We start from the raw sequence: 20,713 nt of genomic DNA, 5'->3' as shown, positions 1-20,713 counted from the left end.
CCCGTCAGGGCGCGGATTCGTCGCCCGCAGCGGAGAGGGCGTCCTCGATGGCGCTGCGCATGAGCGCCCCGATGAGCCGACCCGGCTGCTCCACCCCGGCGTCGCGCAGGGTGCTCACGACGTCTGCGACGACGCCGCTCGAGAGGCCGCGGATGGCGGCGATCGCGGCCCCGTAGCGGGGGCGGTCGGCCTCGGCGATGACGACGGGCTCGGCCCCGAGCTCCACGACGAGCGCCTGTGCGATGGGCAGCACGGGCGCGGGCGCGGTGACAGCGCACCAGCATTCGTGCAGACGCATGAGGTCGATGCTCGTTCCGGTGAACGACATCGCGGGGTGGATCGCGAGCGGGATCGCACCTGCGGCGAAAGCCGGCTGCAGCACGGAGGTGCCGAATGCGGGCGCGGTGTGCGCCACGAGCTGCCCCGGCTGCCACGCTCCGGTGGCGGCGAGGCCCGCGACGAGCGCCTCCAGTTCGTCGTCGGGCACCGCGAGGATCACGAGCTCGGAGCGCTCCACGAGATCGGGCACCGGCAGCACGGGCACGCCGGGCAGGAGCGCCTCGACGCGGTCACGGCTCTCCTCCGAGACGGTCGCGACCCCGACGATGGCGTGCCCGGCTCCGCCGAGCGCTGCTCCCAGCACGGGGCCGACGTGCCCGCCGCCGATGATCCCGATGCCGAGCCGACCGTCGCGTGCGGTCACACGGCCCTCCAGCGATGCGTGCGGTCGCGAGAGATGGCGCCGACGGCCTCGCTCGAGGCGTCGCGGAACAGGCGCTCCACGTCGCGCACGTCGAGCGCGCCGACGGCGGCGACCAGCGGACCCTGCACCGTGTGGATGCGTCCCTCGGCGAGTCCCATCGCGCGAGCGATCGGACCCTGGTGCGCGGCGACCGACTGGATGCGTGCCGTCGGCACGATCGAGAGGGTGCGCCAGATGGCGCCCTTTCGCAGCAGCACTGCCTCGGGCGTCACGCGGAATCCGTTCCGGCGCCACGAGAACCAGCGGAACACGGCCGCCCGGCGGGGCGAGGTCGTGAAGTCGTCTTCGGGGGTCGGCCGACCGAACGCCGCGAGGATGCGCTCGCGCGAGTCGCCGTCGACGACCTCGGGCAGCACGAGCTCGAGCACGCGGATGACGTCCTCTCGGGATCCGACCGGCAGCACCGTGGTGTTCTGCTGGGCGCCGTTCGCCGCCTGCGATACGGACATCTGCGAGGCGAGGTTGACCTGCACGGTCCACCAGTCGAAGGGGCGCCAGAGCAGCTCCTGCGTGACCTGCACGCCGTGGATGCGCCCGGGAGGCAGCGTCTCGTTGGCAGTCGAGAGGAGCCCGTAGCCGACGCGCACACCGTCGGGAGTCGCAGCGATCGTGTAGCGCAGCGACTTGAGCACGCGGCTCACGAGGTAGGTGCCGATACCGAGCACCATGGGCACGATGGCGAAGACCACACCGAACGAGATATCGGTGGTGAAGCCGAGCACGACGGCCACGACGATCGCGACGACGAGGAAGATCATCGACGAGCTGAGCGCGGTCGAGCCGACGAGGCGACCGGCATCCATCTTGACGACCGACTCCGGCGGCGCGAGGTTCGGGTCGAGTTCGGGGGCGGTGAGCTCGGCGAGCCGCTGTCGCGCGAAGTCGCTCAGCCCCGCGTGGTTCTCGCCCTCGACGGCGGCCGGAGCGAGCACCTCAGGGGGAAGCTCGCCGTCCGCCACAGCACGCGCGACCGCCGCCTGCTCGCGGATGCCGGAGGCGCGTCGCAGCACCTCGGAGCGCAGGCCGTCGGCGTTCGCGCTCGAGAGGTAGGCGAGCTCCATGTTGGCTTCGGCTCCCGCGCCCGTGATCTCGAGCTTCGCGGCGCCCACGAGGCGCGCGAGGAAGGGCCGGTTGATGTTGACGCCCTGCACGCGGTCGAGGCGAGCCTTGCGGTGCGTGCGGAACAGGATGCCGGAGCGCACCTCGACGACCTCATCGGTCACGCGGAAGGTGTGCATGCGCCACGAGAGCCAGAACCCGGCGATGATCAGCACGAGGACGACGGCGACCCCGAGCAGCACGAGGATGAGGTTCTGCTCGAGAAGTCGCGACATGGGGTCCTGCTCCCAGTCGCAGAACTCGTCGGGGCACACGAACGCCGGGAAGAAGAACTCGACGATCCGTTCGCGGAGGTTCGCGATGATGACACCGAGGATCGCGATGAACGCGATGCCGCCCTTGAGCAGCGGGGTTGCCGGATGCAGGCGGTGCCACTCGCCGTCGGCGAGCTTCGTCACAGGCCGGCCCGCCGGGTCTCGGCGACGGCCACGAGGTGGTCGCGCAGCTGCTCCGCCTCGTCGAAGGGGAGCCCGGGGATGGTGACGGCGGTCGCGGCGGCGGCGGTCACGAGCTTGAGCTCGGCGAGGCCGACGGCGCGGGCGAGGGGGCCGCGGTTGATGTCGACGAGCTGCATGCGGCCGTAGGGCACGGCGACGATGCGACGGAACATGATGCCGGTGCGGAACAGCAGGTCGTCATCGCGCAGCATGTAGCCGATCGCCCGCACTCGGCGCGGTGTGAGAGCCGCGTAGGTGAGGAAGATGACCGCCAGTCCGGCGGGCAGCAGCCAGCCGAGGGGCGGCCATTCGAAGATCACGACCGCGACGACCGCGACGCCCACCATGATCACGGTCCAGATGAGGTTCGAGATGAGGTCGATGGTGAGGTACTTCGGCGAGACGCGGCGCCATTCGCCCGCGACGGGGTCGAGGCGAGGCGATTCGGCGGGGGCGGTGGTGTCGGTCACGCGACCACGCTACAAGGGTTCAGGTTGTCGCGGTGGGTCCGCTCGCCGGGTCGTCGTCATCCGGCGGCACAACGCAGAACGCCTCGGCGACGAGCCCCGCGATCATGAGGGCGAGCGAGGCGATGATCATCGCCACGACACCCCAGACTCCGCTGGTCGTGACGACCGGGCGGCCCAGCAGTTCGACCAGCAGTCCGAGCGCTGCCCCCGCGAAGAGGGCGCCCGAGAGTGCGGATGCTTGCGCGATGAGCACCACGCGGGTCGCGTAGAACGGGTCGACACGGGCATGCTCGCGCGTGCGCACGGCGCGGCGAACAGGAAGCGCGAGAGCGACGACGACCACGCCGATGAGCACGAGCGTCACCGAGAGCGACACCTGCGGCGTGAGCTTGGGCATGCCCGCGGCACCGAGTGCGAGCTGCAGCAGGAGCGCGGCGATGCCGCCGATCACAGCGAGCACGACCAGCGGAAGCGCGCGCGTGCGGGTCATGTCGCGGTCTCCGCGAGAGCGTCGAGGAGGTCGGAGATGGGTCCGTGGCCGGGGAGCTCGGCGAGCGGGTCGATCGTGGCCCACGGGCGCAGCACGAAGTCGCGTTCGTGGGCGCGCGGGTGCGGGAGGGTGAGCTGTGGGTCGTCCTGCTGCACATCGCCGTAGATGATGAGGTCGAGGTCGAGCGTGCGATCGCCCCAGCGCGTGGCGCGCTCGCGGCCGTGGGCGTCCTCGATCTCCTGCAGCACGGTGTGCAGCTCGGGCGCCGACAGCGTCGTGTCGATGAGCGCGACCGTGTTGAGGTAGGCGGGCGCCTCGGGGTCGAGGCCGTACGGGCGCAGGGCGGGCGTCTCGATGACGGGCGCGAGCTTCACGAGCTCGATGCCGTCGATGGCGGCGAGCTCATCGGCGGCCGCCTGGATCGTCTCGGCGCGCTGCCCGAGATTCGATCCGAAGGCGACGATCGCCGCGACCGTCTCGCTCACGTGCGATCCCGATGGATGGTGACGCTCACGTCGGCGAACGGCACGGGGATGGGGGCGGACGGCTTGTGCACGACCACGGTCGTCGATTCGACGAGCGGATAGGAGAGCGCGATCGCGGCGACGCGCTCGGCGACGGTCTCGATGAGGTCGACGGGATCCGATTCCACGGCTTTCACGACGCGGCTGGCGACGTCGCCGTAGTCGACGGTCGCCGCGAGATCGTCACCCTCGGATGCGGGCGCGAGAGCGAGCCGCAGCACGACGTCGACGATGAACAGCTGGCCGGCGACCCGCTCGGCGGGGAGCACACCGTGGTACCCCATGGCGCGCAAACCGGTGATGGTGATCTCGTCGCGGGTGGTCATCGGAGGCCTCCTTGCTCCCATTTATCCCACACATCGAGCGCAAGACGGGAGGATGACACATCATGTACGCGCACACCCCAGGCCCCGGAACGCGCCGACAGCGCACTGATGACGGCTGTGGGGGCGTCGCGCTCGCTCATCGGCGCCCCCTCCGGAAGCATCGCGCCGATGAATCGCTTCCGCGAGGCACCCACCAGCACGGGCGCAAGCGTCGTCAGTTCCTCGAGCCGCCCGAGCAGCTGCCAGTTGTGCTCCGCGGTCTTCGCGAAGCCGAGCCCAGGATCGATGATGATGCGCTCCCGCTGCACGCCGAACACCATGAGCTCGGCGATGCGCGCCTTCAGCTCGGCGCGCACCTCGGTGACGACGTCGCCGTAGACGGGTTCCGCGTCCGTCGCGCCGCGCCAGTGCATGACCACGAACCATGCGCCCGTCTGCGCCGCGAGGGCGGCCATCTCCGGGTCGTGCAGTCCGCCCGAGACGTCGTTGATCATCGTCGCGCCCGCCTCGACCGCAGCACGCGCCGTCGAGGCGTTGCGGGTGTCGATCGAGACGGGGATGCCGTTCTCGGCGAGCGCACGCACCACCGGCACCACGCGTGAGCGCTCCTCCAGCGGATCGATCGCCGCAGCGCCCGGCCTCGTCGACTCTCCGCCCACATCGATCCAGGTGGCGCCCTGATCGACCATGAGCTGCGCATGTCTGACCGCGTCGTCGAGCACCTGCCAGCGCCCCCCGTCGCTGAAGGAGTCGGGGGTGACGTTGAGGATCCCGAGAATCTCGGTCACGGGGCGGCGTCGCCTTCCGGACTGCGTGAGACGAGCGCGAGCACCCCGGCCAGCGCCACGGAGTCGGCGTAGACACCACGGCTCGAGACCGTGACGGTCGACGACTCCGCCTGACGCGCGCCACGCGCCGACACGCATCCGTGACGGGCGTCGAGCACGACGACCACACCACGCGCGCCGAGGCCCTCCTCGAGCGCGTCCGCGATCTGCGAACCGAGCCGCTCCTGCAGCTGCGGACGCGAGCTCACCGTCTCGACGACGCGCGCGAGCTTGCCGAGGCCGACGATCTTCTCACCCGGCACGTAGCCCACGTGCGCGACGCCGATGAACGGCAGCAGGTGGTGCTCGCACGTGGAGCGGAACGCGATGTCGCGCACCAGCACGAGGTCGCCCACCGCGTCGTCCCCCGAGAACTCGGCGGCGTCCGCGAGGTGCTCGAGCGGGTCTGCGCCGATGCCGGCGAACAGCTCGGCATAGGAGTCGGCGATGCGCCGAGGCGTCGCGGCGAGGCCCGGCCGTGTCGGGTCCTCGCCGATCGCCTGCAGCAGCTCGACGACGGCCGCCTGGATGCGCTCCGAGTCGATCGTCACGATGGCCTACGCGGGCGCGATGCCGGGAGTCGGGTGGCCGAAGGGCGGGTGCGCCGGCCCACCAGAGGCCGCACCGGGAGAGTCCTCGGTGCCCTCGGTGACCTCCACCTCGGGCTCCTTCACGACGATCTCGATCGGCGGCAGGTCGCTCACGGGGCGCGACTGGCTCGAAAGCCACTGCGGGCGCTCGTCGAGCTTCCGCACATCCGCGAAGATCTCGGCCAGCTGGTTGTGGTCGAGGGTCTCCTTCTCGATGAGCTCGCGCGCGAGGCGGTCGAGCACGTCGCGGTTGGCGGTCAGCACCGCATACGCCTCGTCGTGCGCGTTCTCGATGAGCGCGCGCACCTCGATGTCGACGCGCTGCGCCATCTCCTCCGAGTAGTCGCGCTGGTGGCCCATGTCGCGTCCGAGGAACACCTCGCCCTGCGACTGCCCGAGCTTCATGGCGCCGATGTTCGCGCTCATGCCGTACTCGGTGACCATCTTGCGGGCGATGCTCGTGGCCTTCTCGATGTCGTTCGACGCACCCGTGGTGGGGTCGTGGAAGACGATCTCCTCGGCCACGCGACCGCCCATCGCGTACACGAGCTGGTCGAGCAGCTCGTTGCGCGTGACGGAGTACTTGTCCTCGAGAGGCAGCACCATCGTGTAGCCGAGCGCGCGACCGCGGGGAAGGATCGTGACCTTCGTGACCGGGTCGGAGTGGTTCATCGCCGCCGCCGCGAGCGCGTGACCGCCCTCGTGGTACGCCGTGATGAGCTTCTCCTTCTCGTTCATCATGCGCGTGCGGCGCTGCGGGCCCGCCATCACACGGTCGACGGCCTCGTCGAGCGCACGGTCGTCGATGAGCTGCGCGTTGCTGCGCGCCGTGAGGAGCGCTGCCTCGTTGAGCACGTTCGCGAGATCGGCGCCCGTGAAGCCGGGCGTCTTGCGCGCCAGCACCTCGAGGTCGACGTTCTTCGCCATCGGCTTGCCTGCCGCGTGCACCTGGAGGATCTTCAAGCGCCCCTTCAGGTCGGGAGCGTCGACGCCGATCTGGCGATCGAAGCGCCCCGGACGCAGCAGGGCGGGGTCGAGGATGTCGGGACGGTTGGTGGCGGCGATGAGGATGACGTTGGTCTTCGGGTCGAAGCCGTCCATCTCGACGAGCAGCTGGTTGAGGGTCTGCTCGCGCTCGTCGTGGCCTCCGCCGAGACCCGCACCGCGGTGGCGGCCGACGGCGTCGATCTCGTCGACGAAGATGATCGCCGGTGCGTTCTGCTTCGCCTGCTCGAACAGGTCGCGCACGCGGCTCGCGCCGACACCCACGAACATCTCCACGAAGTCCGAACCGGAGATCGAATAGAACGGCACGCCCGCCTCGCCCGCGACAGCGCGTGCGAGGAGCGTCTTGCCCGTACCGGGAGGGCCGTACAGCAGCACGCCCTTCGGGATGCGGGCGCCGACCGCCTGGAACTTCGTCGGATCCCGCAGGAAGTCCTTGATCTCGGTGAGCTCTTCGACCGCCTCGTCGGCGCCCGCGACATCCGCGAACGTGACCTTCGGCGACTCCTTCGAGACGAGCTTCGCCTTCGACTTGCCGAACTGCATGACGCCGTTGCCGCCGCCGCGCATCGTCGAGAACAGGAACCAGAAGATCAGACCGATGAGCAGGAACGGGATGAGGATGCTGAGCAGGCTCACGAACCAGCTGGTCTGGGGAACCTCGTCATCGAACGTCGCGTCCGAGGCGTCGATCGCCGAGATCACGTCCTCGCCGCGCGGCTGGACGTAGTAGAACTGCACGAGCTTGCCCTTGTCGACCTTGTCGTCGTCGACGTAGGCCTTGTCGAGCGTGAGGTCGACGCGCTGCTCGCCGTCGACGACCTTCACCGACTCGACCGTGTTGCCGCCGAGCAGCTCGATGCCTTCCTGCGTGGTCACACGCTGGAAGCCGGTCGTGTTCAGCAGGTTGAACCCGACGATGAGGATGATCGCACCCAGGATGACGTAGAGCAGGGGGCCGCGAACGATGCGTTTGAGGTTCATGTATGAGCGGGGCGGGAGCCCGAGTCCTTCCTCTGCGGAGAAGTGACTGTCAGGCTACCGCCCGTATGCCTGGTGGGGCCTGGATGTTCGCCGGAGGCTGAGGCGGTGCCCGAGATCAGGAGTACACGTGCGGGGCGAGCACGCCGATGCCGCGCAGGTTGCGGTACTTCTCGGCGTAGTCGAGGCCGTAGCCGACGACGAACTCGTTGGGGATGTCGAATCCCACATAGCGCACGTCGACCTCGACCTTGGCGGCCTCGGGCTTGCGCAGCAGGGCGCAGATCTCGACCGAGGCGGCGCCACGGCCCGCGAGGTTCTCGCGCAGCCAGGAGAGCGTGAGGCCCGAGTCGATGATGTCCTCGACGATGAGCACGTTGCGGCCCGTGAGGTCGGAGTCGAGGTCCTTCAGGATGCGCACGACACCCGACGACTGGGTGCTGGCTCCGTAGGAGCTCACCGCCATCCAGTCCATCTCGATGTGGCGGTTGAGTTCGCGCGAGACGTCGGCCATGACCATGACCGCTCCGCGCAGAACGCCGACGAGCAGCAGATCCTTGCCCTCGTAGTCGCGCTCGATCTCGCGACAGAGTTCGGCGATCCGGGCGTGGATCTCCTTCTCCTCGACGAGAACCTTGGTCAGGTCACCCTGGATGTCGGCCGTCTCCATGAGTCAAGCCTACGTCGCGTCGGAGGCGTCCGTCGCGGTGTCATCTGCGCGCGTGGAGGCGAAGACGAGCAGGCCGCCCTCGCGGCGCGCGGTGAGCTCGGGCAGATCGATGGGCCCCTGCCCCCGCCAGTCGGTCACGAGACGCGCGACCTCGAGGGTCTGGGTGCGGCTGAGCGCGACGCCGAACTCGGAGAGCACGACGTAGCGGATGATGCGCTGCCGCAGCGCCGCCGGGTTCGCGGCGAGCGCGGCGACCGACACGGCGATGCCGGCTTCGGCAGGTTCGCAGATGTCCTCGATGAACTCGTCGATCTGCTGCTGGAACGCCTCGGCGTCCTCACGCGCCTGCTCGGCGGTGCGGGCGAGCGCCTCGGCGATGCCGGGTCCGAGCTCCGCTTCGAGCACCGGCAGCACGCGTCGGCGCACCCGCACCCGGGCGTAGGTGGGGTCGAGGTTGTGCGGGTCGTCCCACGGCTCGAGGCCCTGATCGGCGCACGCCTTGCGCGTCTCGGTGCGGCGGATGCCGAGGAGCGGCCGACGCCACAGCCCGGAGGTGGGAGCCATCCCCTGCAGGCTCGAGGCGCCGCTTCCGCGCGCGAGCCCCAGCAGCACGGTCTCCGCCTGATCGTCGAGGGTGTGGGCGAGCAGCACCGCACGGGCGCCGGAGCGAGTCGCCACGGACTCGAGCGCTGCGTAGCGCGCCTCGCGCGCCGCCGCTTCCGGCCCACCCGCCGAGCCCACCTCGACGCGTTCCACGATCACCGGGTCGAGCCCGAGCTCACGTGCCTGCTCGGCGGCGCGGGCGGCCACCGCATCCGAACCTGCCTGAAGAGCGTGATCGACGATCACGGCCCCGGCGCGCAGCTGGGCGCGCGGCGCTTCGAACGCCGTGGCTGCGGCGAGCGCGAGCGAATCCGCGCCGCCCGAGAGAGCGACGAACACGAGCGCATCCGAGCCCCGCAGGTCGGTCGTCGCGTCGCGCACGGCACGGCGGATATCGGCCATCTCGGGTGTGAGGCGCGGTCGGTCTGCTCCAGGGTGCATCGGCTAACGTTACTTCGACATCCCGCACGCACCAGGAGTGAACATGGCCGACTACGCCGCCGTCATCGAGATCCCCAAGGGGAGCCGCAACAAGTACGAAGTCGACCACGAGACCGGGCGCGTGTTCCTCGACCGCGTGCTGTTCACCGGATTCGTGTACCCCACCGACTACGGCTTCTTCGAGAACACCCTCGGCCTCGACGGCGACCCCGTCGACGTGCTCGTGCTGCTCGACTACCCGCTCTTCCCCGGCGTCGGCGTGAAGGTGCGCCCCGTGGGCGTCTTCAACATGACCGACGACGGCGGATCCGACGCGAAGGTCATCGCGGTTCCCGCGAAGGACCCGCGCTGGAGCCACATCCAGGACGTCGACGACATCCCGGAGTACACCCGCAAGGAGATCGAGCACTTCTTCGAGCACTACAAGGACCTCGAGCCCGGCAAGTGGGTCAAGACCGAAGGCTGGGGCAACGCCGCCGAGGCCGAGGCGATCGTGCAGGCGGGCATCGCCGCGTACGTGCCGCACGAGAGCCACTGACGCTCACACGCTGACCGAGAGCCCCGGATGCCCGCATCCGGGGCTCTCGTGCGTCTGGGGTCGGCTGCGTTCGGGTCAGCCCGTGGGACGCCCGACGTAGGCGACGCGGTCGCTGTTGCGCACGTTGACGACGCGCACGGTGGCGCTCGGATTCGGGGCCTCGATCATCTTGCCGTCGCCCACGTACATGGTCACGTGGTACTTGCGCGGGTTGTCGGCGGAGCCGCCGTCCGAGTAGAAGATCAGGTCGCCCGGCTGCACCTGGCTGTACGGCACGAGACGCCCCTGGCGCTTCATGTAGTTGTACTGGTCCGTGGAGCTGTGGGTGCCGATGTACACGCCGACGGATGCGTACGACGCCTTCGTGAGCCCGGAGCAGTCCCACACATCCGGTCCCATGCCGCCCAGCTGGTAGCGCTCGCCCAGCTGCTGCCGCGCGAACGCGATCGCACCGGAGACGGCGGATGCGTTGGGCGTGGGGTAGCCGGAGCTCGGCGGGGTGGTCGGCTGGGTCGGCGGCGTCGTGGGCTGCGTGGGTGGCGCCGGCGGCGTGGTGGGCTGCGCGGGCTGGCCGGGCTGCGTCGGCTGCGGCGCGGGGGCGGGCGTGGTGGGTGCCGGGGTCACGACGATGCCCTCGTAGTACTCGCGGATGAGCTCGGCGGTCGTTCCCTTCAGCAGCGCGAGCTGCTGGTAGAGCACCGACATGTTCGCCTCCTGCTCAGCCACCTGGGCGGTGAGCGATTCGGCGGCGGCGGCAGCCTCCTCCTGGGCGGCGACGGCGGCACCGGCGCGCGAGCGCCGCTCATCCTCGGCGAGTTCGGCCTCCTCGGCCAGCGAGGTGACGGCGCGCTTGTCGAAGAGCGCCTGCTCGACGAGGGCCGTGGAGGTGGCGGACAGCTTCTCCATCGTGCCGAGGCGCGAGAGAAGCAGGTCGGCGTCCTCTGCCGACGAGAACGCGAGAAGGGCGCTCGTGTCACCTCCGCCCTGCCGTGCGAGGCGGCTCACGAGGCTCGCGGCGAGCGTGGCCGACGACGACGCTCGAGCTTCGGCATCCTCGAGCTGCGCGGCGAGTCGAGAGGTCTTCGCCTCGGCATCGGCGAGCTCGCTCTGGGCGATGAGGGCGTCTTCGGCGCGCTCCATCGCGACCTTGGCGAGGTCGGCGGCGCGCTGCTGCAGGTCGGAGACGATGGCTTCGATCTTCGCGATCTCGGCCTTCTTCGACTCCTCGCTGCGCTGAGCAGCCTGCACCTCTTCCCAGGTGGGCACGTCGGGAGGCGCGGCGTTCGCGGGCAGGCCGCCGGTGGCGGTCAGGGCGAAGGCTGCGGCGAATGCGCCCGCGGCCGTGGCCGCGTGGCTGCGGGTCCGTCTGCGCGGGCGGTTCTCAGTCAAAACGTGATGCCCCGGTTCCGCATGAACGGCACGGGATCGGTCGTGTTCCCGTTGACGCGCGTGATGTAGTGCAGGTGGCAGCCGGTCGACATGCCGGTCGTGCCGACCTTCGCGATGAGCTGGCCGGGCGCGACCTTCTGGCCGACGCTCACCCCGATTCCGCCGCTGACGATGTGGGCGTAGCCGGTGTTGGTGCCGTCGCCGTGGTCGATCGCGACGTAGTTGCCCCACGATCCGTACCAGCCGGCGTACACGACCGTGCCGCCGCTCGCCGCATAGATGGGGGCGTTGCACGCCGCGCCGAGGTCGATGCCGGTGTGCAGCATCCACGCGCCGTTGACGGGGTTCTTGCGCATGCCGTAGGCGCTGCGGATGTTGCCCGCCGACGGACGCGCCCATCCCTGATCGTTGACCTCGCCCACGCCCGCGCCCCACTTCTGGCGCAGACCCTCCTGGTAGTCGGCCTCGGTGACCTCGCGCTGACCCGTGAGGAAGGCGGCGAGCGCCTCGGCCTTGACCTTGGCCTCCTCGAGTTCGGCGAGCTTGCGCGCGGCCTGCTCGGACGCCGCCTGAGCGGCGAGGAGCGCCTGCTCGGCGACCGCCTTCAGCTCGGCGAGCTTCGCCTGGGCGACGGCTGCCTGGTCGGCGAGCGACTGGGCCGTGTTCTGCAGCTGGATGGCCTGCTGGTAGACCGCGTCACTGCGTTCGGAGACCTTCGCGACCGCGCCGATGCGGTAGAGGTAGCCGTCCGCGCCGCCCGTGTCGCCGAGGAGGCCCGTGGTCGTGTCGCTGCCGCCCTGGCGCGCGAGGCCGGCGATGAGCTGCGCGGTCTCGCGCTTGGCGGCATCCGCCTCGACCTGCGCCTGCTGCTGCTGTGCGACGAGCTGCTCGGTGATGATCGCCTGCTCGTCGTACGCCTGCTGGGCGATGAAGTACTCGTTGCCGCGCGCCTCGGCTTCGGCCTGCGTGCGGTCGACCTCGGCCTGGGCGGAGGTGATGCTCGCGTTGAGCGCCGCGAGCTGCGCCTTGGCGGCGGCCTCGTTGCGCTTGGCGGCCTGCACGTCGGACCAGCTGGGGAAGTCGGCGGGGGCCGCGGTCGAGGAGGTCGCGCCGATCGTGGCGATGAGCACACCAGTCGCGAGGGCGGCGAGTGCCGCCTGCCCTCGACGGCGCACCGATGTGCGCTCGCGCCGAAGCGTTCCATTCCCCCGGTTGTGCATCTCTCCCCATCCCCGTGACGCGCTCGCACGTTATGTCACTTGGGCAACATCTTTCACAGTAGCAACGCGATTCCTCGGGTTCCAGGGGAACCGCCCACCCGCCAAGACTCAACCATCGGTTCAGGTTTTCGGGGCAGGCGCGCCCCCGATTCGCTCGATTCGCGTTCGAGCCCGAAGACACGTATGCTTACTTCTCGGTTGCTGATGCTTCTGGCTCGGCCCCATCGTTTAGTGGCCTAGGACACCGCCCTTTCACGGCGGCAGCACGGGTTCGAATCCCGTTGGGGTCACCAACCGAGTAAAATTGAATATGCAAGGCCCTGTAGCGCAGTTGGTTAGCGTGCCGCCCTGTCACGGCGGAGGTCGCGGGTTCAAGTCCCGTCAGGGTCGCTGGTCGAGAGCCTTTCCGAAAGGGGAGGCTCTTGGACAATCAGCGACGCGAGTCGTTGAGGCTCTGTAGCTCAGTTGGTAGAGCGCACGACTGAAAATCGTGAGGTCACGGGATCGACGCCCGTCGGAGCCACCACTAAAAGCCCAGGTCAGACACTGATCTAGCGGCCGATTCACCTCCCTCGGGATGACCTCTCGACTGGGAGCCGAAGAACGCGGACAGCGGTTCGACGCTTCTTCGGGCCGCGAGTCTTCGCGTGTCTGCGTAGAGCTGCGTCACCATGAGCGACGAATGCCCGAGCAGCGCCTGCACATCCGGCGCAGGCAACCCGGCGTCGAAGAAGAACACCGCCGCCGTGTGCCGCAAGTCATGCCAGCGCAGCGGACGCTCCCCCGGCGCGAATGTCTTGACCTGATCACGGATGTTGCGCCAATCGAGCGCCCGGCTCAGGTTCTTGGAATTGATGAACCCGCCGCGCGGTCCCGTGAACAGGTAGTCGTGGAGGCCCTTGCCTTCCGCCGCCTCGCGGAGGATCGGGACGAACTGATCCACGATCGGCACAGCGCGAGCACGTCGCCCCTTTGTCGGCCCGATGACCAGCTCCCCCGTCACGCCGGGCGATGCGGTGCGGCTGACGCTCAGAGTGCGTTGCGCCCAGTCGATATCCGAGACGCGGAGGCCTGCGACTTCACCGAGACGGCACCCCGTGTAGGCCATTGCCAGCACAAAGCGGCGATACGGCCCCGACTCGGGCAACAAGTCGCACAGAACCTGGAACTCAGCGCGGGTGAGCGCTCGCCCGGCGACGTCTGACGCCTGCTGCCGACGGCGATCCACACCGATGCACGGATTCGAGGCGATCAGCCCGCCCTTGACTGCGACCCTGCACAGCGCCGACAGCGCGCCAAGCGCATCGGCGCGAGTAGATTCCTTGCCCGGCCAGCTTGCGAAAGCTTCCTCGACGTCGAGCGTGGTGATCAAAGCGATGGGGCGATCCGCGAACCACGGCTCGACGCGCCGCCGCCACGCGTAGGTGTACGCGCGCTGCGTTCCGGGGGCGACCTTCGAGAAGATGACCGGCTTGTAGCGCTCCCAGAGAGCACCCACGGTGGGTGCAGTCGAGCCTGGCGCTAGTCGCATAATGCGAGACTAGCGCGCTACTCCCATAGACGCAATATTTGCGACTAGTCCTTCTTTTGTCCAGCCTGCTTCGCCGCGAATCCCGCTAGGAACTCGGCAGGATCGACGGTGATGCCGGGGAACTCGTACACATCCGGGTGCTCACCGAATACCTCGCGGAACAGAGCAATGCGTCGATACATCTGCGACTTGCTGATCGAGAGCGCCTTCTGCGTGCCCTCGAACCCGCCGCAGATCTGCCACATGAGCCAGAAACCCATCGTGTCGAGCACTTTCGCGCCCACGTAGCCCTTGCCCAGGTTCCGCAGCTCGGGAAACGCCGCGAACAGCCGCTGATTAGCGGCCTTGTTGACCTTGAAGTACGTCTCGTAGGCGGACTCCATCGCGGACTTGGCGCGCCCCTCCCCCTCGGGGGACGGCATCCGCTCAGCTCGGAAGTCAGCCACGATTCCACCAATCTGCAGTCCTAGGTTCTGCGACTGCAAGACTACGGCGTTCCACCGTCGCGCGCCTCGAAAGGGTCACACTGTCTACCTCGGGCCACCGATATGTTTGCCCAGTGGAGCACACCGCTTGGATCGCCGCCGGACTCGTATTTTTGGTTGGATTCTTGGTCATCATTGGGGCGGTCACAGTCATACGCTGGCAAATCCGCCGTTCGCAAACTCCGCGGCTCAACGCTGAATCACTTATCTCAACCCTTGGGCCGCTGGATCCGGACGAAGCATTGATCTTCTACATGTCCGTAGCGGCCCACTACGAGAAGAACCTGACGCTGGAATGGGGAGAGGTTCAATCGCTAGTAGCTCACTCCCGCATGTACGTTCGAGCCCGCCGGAATGCGGCCTAGGCGTACCTCCCGAAATATCCCCTACAAGATCAAGAGGGATGTGATTTGCACATATGACTATTGTCCCGCCACCTGCAGCCGTACCTGCACCCGTCACCTTGGCACCTGCGACCATCGTTGTGCCAACGCTCCAAGAAGCCGTTGATCGCTACTGCAAATCACTCACCACTTCGGCTCGCCTATTGAAGCTGCACCCGCGGACTAAGGGACACCCGTCGAACGCAGCAGCTCTGGCGCCTGCAATCGTGCTGAGTACCACCGCGGCCTTCGAGGGCTTCGCAGAGGATTTCGCGGCCATCGCGCTGGCGAAGGCGGGGCTAAGTTTCGGTGAGATCGCGAAGAAGATCGGAGGCTGGCACAACCCGAGCCTTTGGGAATTTAGGAACTACATGAAGAGGAGCTTTCCAGCGACCGCACCCCAGCTGGATGTAGGCGTCTCAATCCCGATATACAACTTCACGTCCGCGCGCGGGGCCGCGAAGCCAGCGACGCTCACCTGGGAGCAAGCTCTTGCCGCGTCCCGCTCGTGGATGCAGGTGCGGCACCATCTGACGCATGGGCTGACCACGGGTTGGCGTTCGGAACGCTGGTACGGGCCGCTGAAAGCGGATGAACCGAATGCACACGAAGTGCTCCGCCCAATGGGCAAGGGCCTCTATAGCTTGACGATTCACGGCGGAATCACCTGTGCGCGCATCTACTCAATCGGCGCGCAAGCAATATCAACAGAGGTAGGCCAGCACTTAGGGGAGACGCTGGACTGGTCTGACCGGCCAGCATTCGACTAGCCGCCCCGCTCACGCGCTCGCGCGCCGCGCCTTCGGCGCTCCCAGCGGCGCGGACGCATCCTGCGGATGCACCCGCATCGTGACGGTCGAGCCTGTTCCATTCGGGCGACGCGTGACCGCTTCGGTCGTCGGGTGCCGTCCGTGGGTTCCCGTCCGTCGGCCCCTGCCGGGGACCCTCCGGACGGAACACCCACGGGTCGCCACCCCGCCACCCCGAACCCCGTCACCACTCGTCCGAACCGGGCCGTCACGGAGCGTTCGAAGGCGTAGCCATCAGCTCGCGTCGAGCTCGGCGCGATGGATGCTCGAGCGCCGCTTCCGGCTGGGCCGAGGTTGCGGCCTCTGCTCTCTTCGTCACCCACTCGGTGCGCAGCATTCGTTGAACCCGCCGGGTGAGGCCGGTGAATGACCAGCCCGTGCGGGTCTTCGTGCGGCGTGAGGCGGATACGACATGGCCTCTGGCTCCGAATCGTTCGTGAGTGCGACTGCGGCAGGCGTTGGGCTCGCAACCGGGTGAGCAGCGCATCATGCGAGCGGCGTCCGCGAGGCGCGCGACGTGCTCCCACGAACGGGCACGCTTGCCGTCGGCGTCGCCTGCAGTGTCTTTGAGCACGTAGTTCAGCGCCTTGGAGAGATACCAGATCGTCTTTGCCCCATCGCCGTCGGCGCGGAACGCATCGCACCGCACCTGCGAGCCCCACTCGACCAACCCGCCATCGACCCGTGAGAACGCCGTCGCCGTGCGCGCGGCGTCCGCCAGCACACGCGCATCCGGTGCCCCGAGGCGGTCGATCCGCACAATCGCATGCAGGTGCAGCGCGCCGCGTTCCTGCCACTCCCGCACGACGAAGAACTCCACCGACTCCCACCGATCACGCAACCGCCGCCGCGTGCGATCCCACAGCAACCCCGAGTCCCGATTCCACGCCACCAGCCCCGCGTAGTCATACGTCGAAGGATCCAGCGGCACCCCGCGAAGATCAGCGTCCGCAGCAGTGTGGCGACCACCGCACCCGCACGCCGCCGGCGCGCTCGCCTTCGGCACCCGGTGCACCCGCCCGAAAGAAGGCGCGGTGAGCGTCAGCAGGTAGAAGCTGTAGCGCTCGACCGGGCCGTCGAACACCCCGGAGCGGGCAATCGCTGCCCAGTCGCCCCGATACAGCTCGGCGCAGCTCTCGCACTTCGAGCGCAGTCGCGACTGGCACCGCACATACAGCCCCGACTTCGTGCGGAACGGGTTCGAGCACCCAGCAGGGCGCACAACCTCGGGGGCTTCGTCCGGCTCGAATCCGGGTTCGTAGTCCGCTTCCTCCATACGGAGGCCGCATCAGGTAACCGCCTGAAAATCGTGAGGTCACGGGATCGACGCCCGTCGGAGCCACCAACATCAAGAACCCCGGTCATCGACCGGGGTTCTTCTGCATCTGCGGTGGATGGCTTCAGGCTTCGGAGTCATCCCGCCCGCTCGTGCGCAGCATCGCCCGCACCGCGGGAACGACGAGTCGGCCGGAATACCAGCTACGCGGCAACAGCGGTTCCACCCGCGAACGCGAGCAGCCACCAGGGGAATCCCGCCTGCACATCGCTCTGCATCGCTCCCACCTCGGCGGAAGCGCCGGGATGCGCTCGCCTCGGACGAGCAGCCGGTGGCTGTTGACCCCGACCGGCGTGCAGGTGAACAGGGTCACATAGTCGCGCCCTTCGAGGATCTGCATCTCGCGCAGATCGCCCGGCTCGACGGTGACGATCTGATCGACCCGGTACCAGTGCTGCTCGCCGAGCACATCGATCCAGAACTCATCCCCCACCTCCGCCTCATGCAGCGGCGTGAAGAGTGCTGCGCTCGCCAGCCAGGCCCTGTGATCAGGCTGTGCGTCAAGAACCGGGATTCTTGCTGGAAACGGAAGACGACGATGAAGTTCCGCCTGATCCGGCCCCATTTTCGGCGATCTCACGCGCAGGATGGGGCTGAGCGGAAAATCCGCCCGCTGATCGCGCGCAGAGCAGCGCACTCCCGGAAGGACAGAGATCATGGCAAGCACCGAGCTCTTCGACACCGACGCCCTCGACTTCATCGCGGTTCCCGCGTGGTTCGATCGCCACCCCTCGCAGGCCGAGGGTGAGGACTACTGACGCGCAGACGGCGCCCGGCCGAGCGCTCAGCCGGCCCCCTCACGCGGACGAGGCCCCCGAGATCATCTCGGGGGCCTCGACGTGTTCAGGACCGGGCTCGGTCTCGCCTCACTGCGGCGGAACCGGCGGCGTGATCTCGCCTTCCGGTGCTGGCGCGGCCTCCGTGCCACCTGCCGCGGGTGCGACCTCTACCGCGGGCGCGGGCGCAACCGGCTGCTGCGCGGCCGCGACTGGTGCGGCGGCCTGCTGCTGGTACTCCGGGGGAACCGGCTGGTAGGCGGGCTGTGCGGCCGGCTGCTGGTACACCGGCTGCTGGTAGGCCTGGTACCCCGCAGGCGCGTAGCCGGCGGCAGGCGCCTGGTACGCGGGGGTCTGGACCGCCGCACGCTCGGGCTTGGGCTCGAACGCACGGATGATCACCGGGATGACCGCCATGACCACCGCGACGAGCGATGCGGCGCCGGCGATGCGCCACCACCACTCGGGCCAGTCGTAGGCGGGGAACGAGGCGGGGACCGCGAGCACGAGCGCAGCGATCCACACCATGCCGATCGTGATGCCCGCCGTGATCTTGCCCACCTGGCTGCGGGCGCGGGTCACGAAGTAGAGGCCGTAGAGCTGGGTGACGAGAAGTGCGAGTCGCAGCAGCACGGCGACGGCGATGAGGCGTCCGAACTGGGCGCTCCACACCCCCGGATCACTCGTGTTCTCCCCCTGCAGCCAGCCGTTCCAGAGCTTCATCAGACCCACGGCGACGATCACGACGTTGGTGATGGTCGAGGCGGTGAGGTACCACTTGTTGGGCCCGTCGGAGACCTGCGCGTCGAGCACGACCGCACCGGCGAACAGCAGCACCAGGAACAGTGTCAGCCACGCACGGCCGGCGACGTTCGCCTGGTCTCCCACGATGATGAAGAACCCGCCCATGATCGCGGCGACGATGAGTGCGCCGACGGCGAGCCACAGGGACATCGTGGCGGCTCTGGACCGTTGCGGAGGGGTGGTTGTCATGGATTCGCTCCTTTGCGACGCGAGGGCGCGTCGAGGCTGATTGTTGCAGACCCGCGCCCCGATGCCACGGGCAGAACTGCCCCCGTGTTGAAAACCCTGCGGGTATGCCCACTGAGGACCGTGCTGTGGATAACGTGGACACGATGCCGATGTTCCGACTGCCTCCGCGCCGCACCTCGTTGAGCGACCTTGTCGCCGACGCTCTCCTCGTCGCGTTCGCGGGCATCCGTCAGCGGATGAAGAATCTCATCATCCTGCGCACGCTGCGTGATGGGGTCGACTTCGACCAGACCTGGTTCACGGAGACGGTGCGCGCCGAGGCGGAGCATCTCGCCGTCGAGAGCGAGCAGGATGCCCAGAGGCTGCTCGTCGACATCGGCTATGCGCGCAAGCGCCACCGCAGCGCGGTGACGGCCCGTGACTACAACTCGCGCGATGTGCCGCTGCTGCGGCGTCGGCGGCGCGTGCTCCTGGCGGTGGCGAAGAGTCTGCGGGACTTCCAGACCGACGACGAGGCCACCGCCAAGCTCATCGACGAGGCGCGCATGCTCGCGCTCGACGAGATCGCGGCGACCGCCGCTTCGGTGCCCCAGAAGCGCGGATCGCGCACCCTCAAGGGCGTCGCCCGCAGCATCGCACTGCAGGATCTGCGCGAGGAGCTCGAGGAGCTGCTCGACATGCCTCACGGCCTGGAATGAGAAGACGGCCGCGGATCCCCCGATCCGCGGCCGCCCGCCAAGCACTCCGGGTCAGCGTCCGGCGTGCACGTCCTCCAGCGCACGACGCAGCGCCGCCAGGATGCGGTCGATCTGCTCGTCAGTCGTCACGAACGGCGGCGACATGGCGATCGTCGAGCGGCCGATGGCGCGCACGATGACGCGGTCGTTCGCGATCATGCGCTCGCGGATGTCGACAGCCTCGACGTTCTCCGGCAGCTGCACCGCGCACATGGCACCCTCGCTGCGCACCGCGTCGACGAGACCGTCGGCGTGGATCGCGTCGAGGCCCTCGCGGATGCGCGCGCCGATGTGCGGCACGTTCGCGATGAGGTTCTCTTCGCGCAGGATGCGGATGTTCGCGAGCGCGGCAGCCGACGCGGCCGGGTGGCCCGAGTAGGTGTGGCCGTGACGCAGCAGGAACTCCGGGTCCGACTCGAGCGCTGCGCGCACGTCGGCTCCCACGAAGACACCGCCCATCGGGAAGTAGCCCGAGGTGACGCCCTTCGCGAACATCACGAGGTCGGGGCGCACGTCGAAGTAGCGCGACGCCCACATGGTGCCGAGGCGGCCGAAGCCCGTGACGACCTCGTCGAACAGCAGCCACACGTCGTGCTCGTCGCACAGCTCGCGCACCTGCTTCAGGAAGCCCTCCGGCGGCGGGTAGACGCCCGCCGCACCGAGCACCGGCTCGATCATGAACAGGGCGATGCGGTCGCCGTGCTCCTCGAACACGGCGCGCAGGGCGTCGATGTCGTGGCGGGGAACGTGGATGACGTCGGGCAGGGTCGCGCCGAAGCGGTTCTTGTTGTCCTGGATGCCACCCACCGAGATGCCCGCGTACGAGACGCCGTGGAAGGCGCCGTCGACCGCGACGATGATCGACTTCTCGGGCTTGCCCTGCAGGGTGCGGGCGGCACGCGCGATCTTGATGCCGGTGTCGGCGGCCTCGGATCCGGAGTTCGTGAAGAACACACGGGCGTCGTCCATCGGCGCGTCGGCGACGAGCAGCTCCGAGAGCTCCTCGACGATGTCGTTGGAGAAGCGCTCGAAGGTGTGGAATGCCGCGAGGCGCGACATCTGCGCGGCGACCGCGTCGGCGATCTGCGTGCGGCCGTGACCGACCGTGGCGAACCACAGCGACGACGTCGCGTCGACGTAGTCGTTGCCCTCGTCGTCGAAGACGAGGGTTCCCTCGCCGCGGACGATCCGCAGGAACTCGGTCGCCGTGGGGCGAGCGAACGGGTACAGCATCGCGGGGAGCGAAGACTGGCTCATGATGTGACTCCTG

At 68.7% G+C, this 20,713-nt stretch carries 23 protein-coding genes and 3 tRNA genes; 7 read left to right on the top strand and 19 right to left on the bottom strand.

The genetic code is table 11. The features are described 5' to 3' along the window. Window positions 1-4: 4 nt before the first annotated feature. From HCR12_RS01040 to tilS, 11 genes are all read right to left on the bottom strand, one after another. Window positions 5-703, bottom strand: a complete 699-nt coding sequence (locus HCR12_RS01040) for a Rossmann-like and DUF2520 domain-containing protein (protein ID WP_166868600.1) — start codon at window positions 701-703, stop codon at window positions 5-7. Continuing rightward, window positions 700-2,280 carry a PH domain-containing protein gene (locus HCR12_RS01035; protein ID WP_166868598.1) on the bottom strand — a complete coding sequence of 527 codons (1,581 nt, stop codon included), beginning with the start codon at window positions 2,278-2,280 and terminating at the stop codon, window positions 700-702. Before HCR12_RS01035 ends, HCR12_RS01040 begins: the two co-directional genes overlap by 4 nt. Next, window positions 2,277-2,789, bottom strand: coding sequence for a PH domain-containing protein (locus HCR12_RS01030; RefSeq protein WP_224763564.1), 513 nt, complete (start codon window positions 2,787-2,789; stop codon window positions 2,277-2,279). Before HCR12_RS01030 ends, HCR12_RS01035 begins: the two co-directional genes overlap by 4 nt. A gap of 19 nt (window positions 2,790-2,808) precedes the next feature. Beyond that, a complete protein-coding gene (locus HCR12_RS01025) occupies window positions 2,809-3,279 on the bottom strand; it encodes a DUF3180 domain-containing protein (RefSeq protein WP_166868595.1) in 471 nt (156 codons plus the stop codon). Next, window positions 3,276-3,764, bottom strand: a complete 489-nt coding sequence (gene folK / locus HCR12_RS01020; RefSeq protein ID WP_166868592.1) for a 2-amino-4-hydroxy-6-hydroxymethyldihydropteridine diphosphokinase — start codon at window positions 3,762-3,764, stop codon at window positions 3,276-3,278. Before folK ends, HCR12_RS01025 begins: the two co-directional genes overlap by 4 nt. After that, window positions 3,761-4,129 carry a dihydroneopterin aldolase gene (folB, locus tag HCR12_RS01015; protein ID WP_166868590.1) on the bottom strand — a complete coding sequence of 123 codons (369 nt, stop codon included), beginning with the start codon at window positions 4,127-4,129 and terminating at the stop codon, window positions 3,761-3,763. Before folB ends, folK begins: the two co-directional genes overlap by 4 nt. Further along, entirely contained in the window at window positions 4,126-4,917 is a 792-nt protein-coding gene (gene folP / locus HCR12_RS01010; protein ID WP_166868588.1) for a dihydropteroate synthase, read from the bottom strand. Before folP ends, folB begins: the two co-directional genes overlap by 4 nt. Further along, window positions 4,914-5,507: a GTP cyclohydrolase I FolE gene (gene folE, locus HCR12_RS01005; protein ID WP_191412346.1), complete on the bottom strand. Its 594-nt coding sequence runs from the start codon at window positions 5,505-5,507 to the stop codon at window positions 4,914-4,916. The genes folP and folE overlap by 4 nt, the downstream gene beginning before the upstream one ends. A 6-nt stretch (window positions 5,508-5,513) precedes the next feature. Further along, window positions 5,514-7,535 carry an ATP-dependent zinc metalloprotease FtsH gene (ftsH, locus tag HCR12_RS01000; protein WP_166868586.1) on the bottom strand — a complete coding sequence of 674 codons (2,022 nt, stop codon included), beginning with the start codon at window positions 7,533-7,535 and terminating at the stop codon, window positions 5,514-5,516. 115 nt (window positions 7,536-7,650) lie between these two features. Continuing rightward, window positions 7,651-8,202 carry a hypoxanthine phosphoribosyltransferase gene (gene hpt, locus HCR12_RS00995; RefSeq protein ID WP_166868584.1) on the bottom strand — a complete coding sequence of 184 codons (552 nt, stop codon included), beginning with the start codon at window positions 8,200-8,202 and terminating at the stop codon, window positions 7,651-7,653. A gap of 9 nt (window positions 8,203-8,211) precedes the next feature. After that, window positions 8,212-9,246 (bottom strand): tRNA lysidine(34) synthetase TilS, encoded by a 1,035-nt coding sequence (gene tilS / locus HCR12_RS00990; protein ID WP_166868583.1) that lies wholly within the window; start codon window positions 9,244-9,246, stop codon window positions 8,212-8,214. Window positions 9,247-9,289: 43 nt separating this feature from the next. Between tilS and ppa the strand changes: the two genes are divergently transcribed. Next, window positions 9,290-9,784, top strand: a complete 495-nt coding sequence (gene ppa / locus HCR12_RS00985; RefSeq protein WP_166868572.1) for an inorganic diphosphatase — start codon at window positions 9,290-9,292, stop codon at window positions 9,782-9,784. A 75-nt stretch (window positions 9,785-9,859) separates the two neighbouring features. Here ppa and HCR12_RS00980 read toward each other — a convergent pair whose 3' ends face one another. Further along, window positions 9,860-11,173 carry a C40 family peptidase gene (locus HCR12_RS00980; RefSeq protein WP_166868570.1) on the bottom strand — a complete coding sequence of 438 codons (1,314 nt, stop codon included), beginning with the start codon at window positions 11,171-11,173 and terminating at the stop codon, window positions 9,860-9,862. Next, window positions 11,170-12,393: a M23 family metallopeptidase gene (locus HCR12_RS00975; protein ID WP_166868568.1), complete on the bottom strand. Its 1,224-nt coding sequence runs from the start codon at window positions 12,391-12,393 to the stop codon at window positions 11,170-11,172. Before HCR12_RS00975 ends, HCR12_RS00980 begins: the two co-directional genes overlap by 4 nt. A 217-nt stretch (window positions 12,394-12,610) precedes the next feature. Here HCR12_RS00975 and HCR12_RS00970 point away from each other — a divergent pair. From HCR12_RS00970 to HCR12_RS00960, 3 genes are all read left to right on the top strand, one after another. Then, window positions 12,611-12,686, top strand: a tRNA-Glu gene (locus HCR12_RS00970). A 23-nt stretch (window positions 12,687-12,709) separates the two neighbouring features. Beyond that, window positions 12,710-12,783 (top strand) — tRNA-Asp (locus HCR12_RS00965). Between the two features lie 60 nt (window positions 12,784-12,843). Continuing rightward, window positions 12,844-12,919: transfer RNA gene (locus tag HCR12_RS00960), tRNA-Phe, on the top strand. Here the strand turns inward: HCR12_RS00960 and HCR12_RS00955 are convergent. Then, window positions 12,920-13,891 (bottom strand): tyrosine-type recombinase/integrase, encoded by a 972-nt coding sequence (locus HCR12_RS00955; RefSeq protein ID WP_166868566.1) that lies wholly within the window; start codon window positions 13,889-13,891, stop codon window positions 12,920-12,922. Window positions 13,892-13,968: 77 nt separating this feature from the next. Next, on the bottom strand, window positions 13,969-14,370 hold the full coding sequence (locus HCR12_RS00950) for a hypothetical protein (RefSeq protein ID WP_166868564.1): 402 nt from the start codon (window positions 14,368-14,370) through the stop codon (window positions 13,969-13,971). Window positions 14,371-14,483: 113 nt separating this feature from the next. Here HCR12_RS00950 and HCR12_RS00945 point away from each other — a divergent pair, with 113 nt between their 5' ends. Together HCR12_RS00945 and HCR12_RS00940 are read left to right on the top strand one after the other, a co-directional pair. Further along, window positions 14,484-14,774 (top strand): hypothetical protein, encoded by a 291-nt coding sequence (locus HCR12_RS00945; RefSeq protein ID WP_166868561.1) that lies wholly within the window; start codon window positions 14,484-14,486, stop codon window positions 14,772-14,774. A gap of 245 nt (window positions 14,775-15,019) precedes the next feature. Continuing rightward, window positions 15,020-15,562, top strand: coding sequence for a hypothetical protein (locus HCR12_RS00940; RefSeq protein ID WP_166868559.1), 543 nt, complete (start codon window positions 15,020-15,022; stop codon window positions 15,560-15,562). Window positions 15,563-15,809: 247 nt separating this feature from the next. Here the strand turns inward: HCR12_RS00940 and HCR12_RS00935 are convergent, their stop codons facing one another. The 3 genes from HCR12_RS00935 to HCR12_RS00925 form a co-directional block, all read right to left on the bottom strand. Next, complete coding sequence (locus HCR12_RS00935) at window positions 15,810-16,877, bottom strand: replication initiator (RefSeq protein ID WP_166868557.1); 1,068 nt, start codon at window positions 16,875-16,877, stop codon at window positions 15,810-15,812. 124 nt (window positions 16,878-17,001) lie between these two features. Next, window positions 17,002-17,595 (bottom strand): sortase, encoded by a 594-nt coding sequence (locus HCR12_RS13765; RefSeq protein WP_304610838.1) that lies wholly within the window; start codon window positions 17,593-17,595, stop codon window positions 17,002-17,004. Window positions 17,596-17,803: 208 nt separating this feature from the next. Further along, the gene (locus tag HCR12_RS00925) at window positions 17,804-18,667 is read right to left on the bottom strand and encodes a hypothetical protein (protein ID WP_166868552.1); all 864 of its coding nucleotides are present in this window, start codon (window positions 18,665-18,667) and stop codon (window positions 17,804-17,806) included. Between the two features lie 164 nt (window positions 18,668-18,831). Between HCR12_RS00925 and HCR12_RS00920 the strand changes: the two genes are divergently transcribed. Continuing rightward, a complete protein-coding gene (locus tag HCR12_RS00920; RefSeq protein ID WP_166868550.1) occupies window positions 18,832-19,404 on the top strand; it encodes a hypothetical protein in 573 nt (190 codons plus the stop codon). Between the two features lie 51 nt (window positions 19,405-19,455). Here HCR12_RS00920 and HCR12_RS00915 read toward each other — a convergent pair whose 3' ends face one another. Next, complete coding sequence (locus tag HCR12_RS00915) at window positions 19,456-20,700, bottom strand: aminotransferase family protein (RefSeq protein ID WP_166868548.1); 1,245 nt, start codon at window positions 20,698-20,700, stop codon at window positions 19,456-19,458. Window positions 20,701-20,713: the final 13 nt, after the last annotated feature.

It is taken from the genome of Salinibacterium sp. ZJ70, from assembly GCF_011751865.2.
Classification (GTDB): Bacteria; Actinomycetota; Actinomycetes; order Actinomycetales; family Microbacteriaceae; genus Homoserinibacter.
Note: the sequence above shows the minus strand (reverse complement) of the source record. Positions and strands in the feature narration are given on the sequence as shown.

Coding starts and splice junctions, on each gene's coding strand:
- HCR12_RS00975 (WP_166868568.1), bottom strand. CDS start 12,393: ATGCACAACCGGGGGAATGGAACGCTTCGGCGCGAGCGCACATCGGTG.
- HCR12_RS00915 (WP_166868548.1), bottom strand. CDS start 20,700: ATGAGCCAGTCTTCGCTCCCCGCGATGCTGTACCCGTTCGCTCGCCCC.
- HCR12_RS00925 (WP_166868552.1), bottom strand. CDS start 18,667: ATGTCCCTGTGGCTCGCCGTCGGCGCACTCATCGTCGCCGCGATCATG.
- HCR12_RS13765 (WP_304610838.1), bottom strand. CDS start 17,595: ATGATCTCTGTCCTTCCGGGAGTGCGCTGCTCTGCGCGCGATCAGCGG.
- HCR12_RS00935 (WP_166868557.1), bottom strand. CDS start 16,877: ATGGAGGAAGCGGACTACGAACCCGGATTCGAGCCGGACGAAGCCCCC.
- hpt (WP_166868584.1), bottom strand. CDS start 8,202: ATGGAGACGGCCGACATCCAGGGTGACCTGACCAAGGTTCTCGTCGAG.
- ftsH (WP_166868586.1), bottom strand. CDS start 7,535: ATGAACCTCAAACGCATCGTTCGCGGCCCCCTGCTCTACGTCATCCTG.
- HCR12_RS01025 (WP_166868595.1), bottom strand. CDS start 3,279: ATGACCCGCACGCGCGCGCTTCCGCTGGTCGTGCTCGCTGTGATCGGC.
- ppa (WP_166868572.1), top strand. CDS start 9,290: ATGGCCGACTACGCCGCCGTCATCGAGATCCCCAAGGGGAGCCGCAAC.
- tilS (WP_166868583.1), bottom strand. CDS start 9,246: ATGCACCCTGGAGCAGACCGACCGCGCCTCACACCCGAGATGGCCGAT.
- folB (WP_166868590.1), bottom strand. CDS start 4,129: ATGACCACCCGCGACGAGATCACCATCACCGGTTTGCGCGCCATGGGG.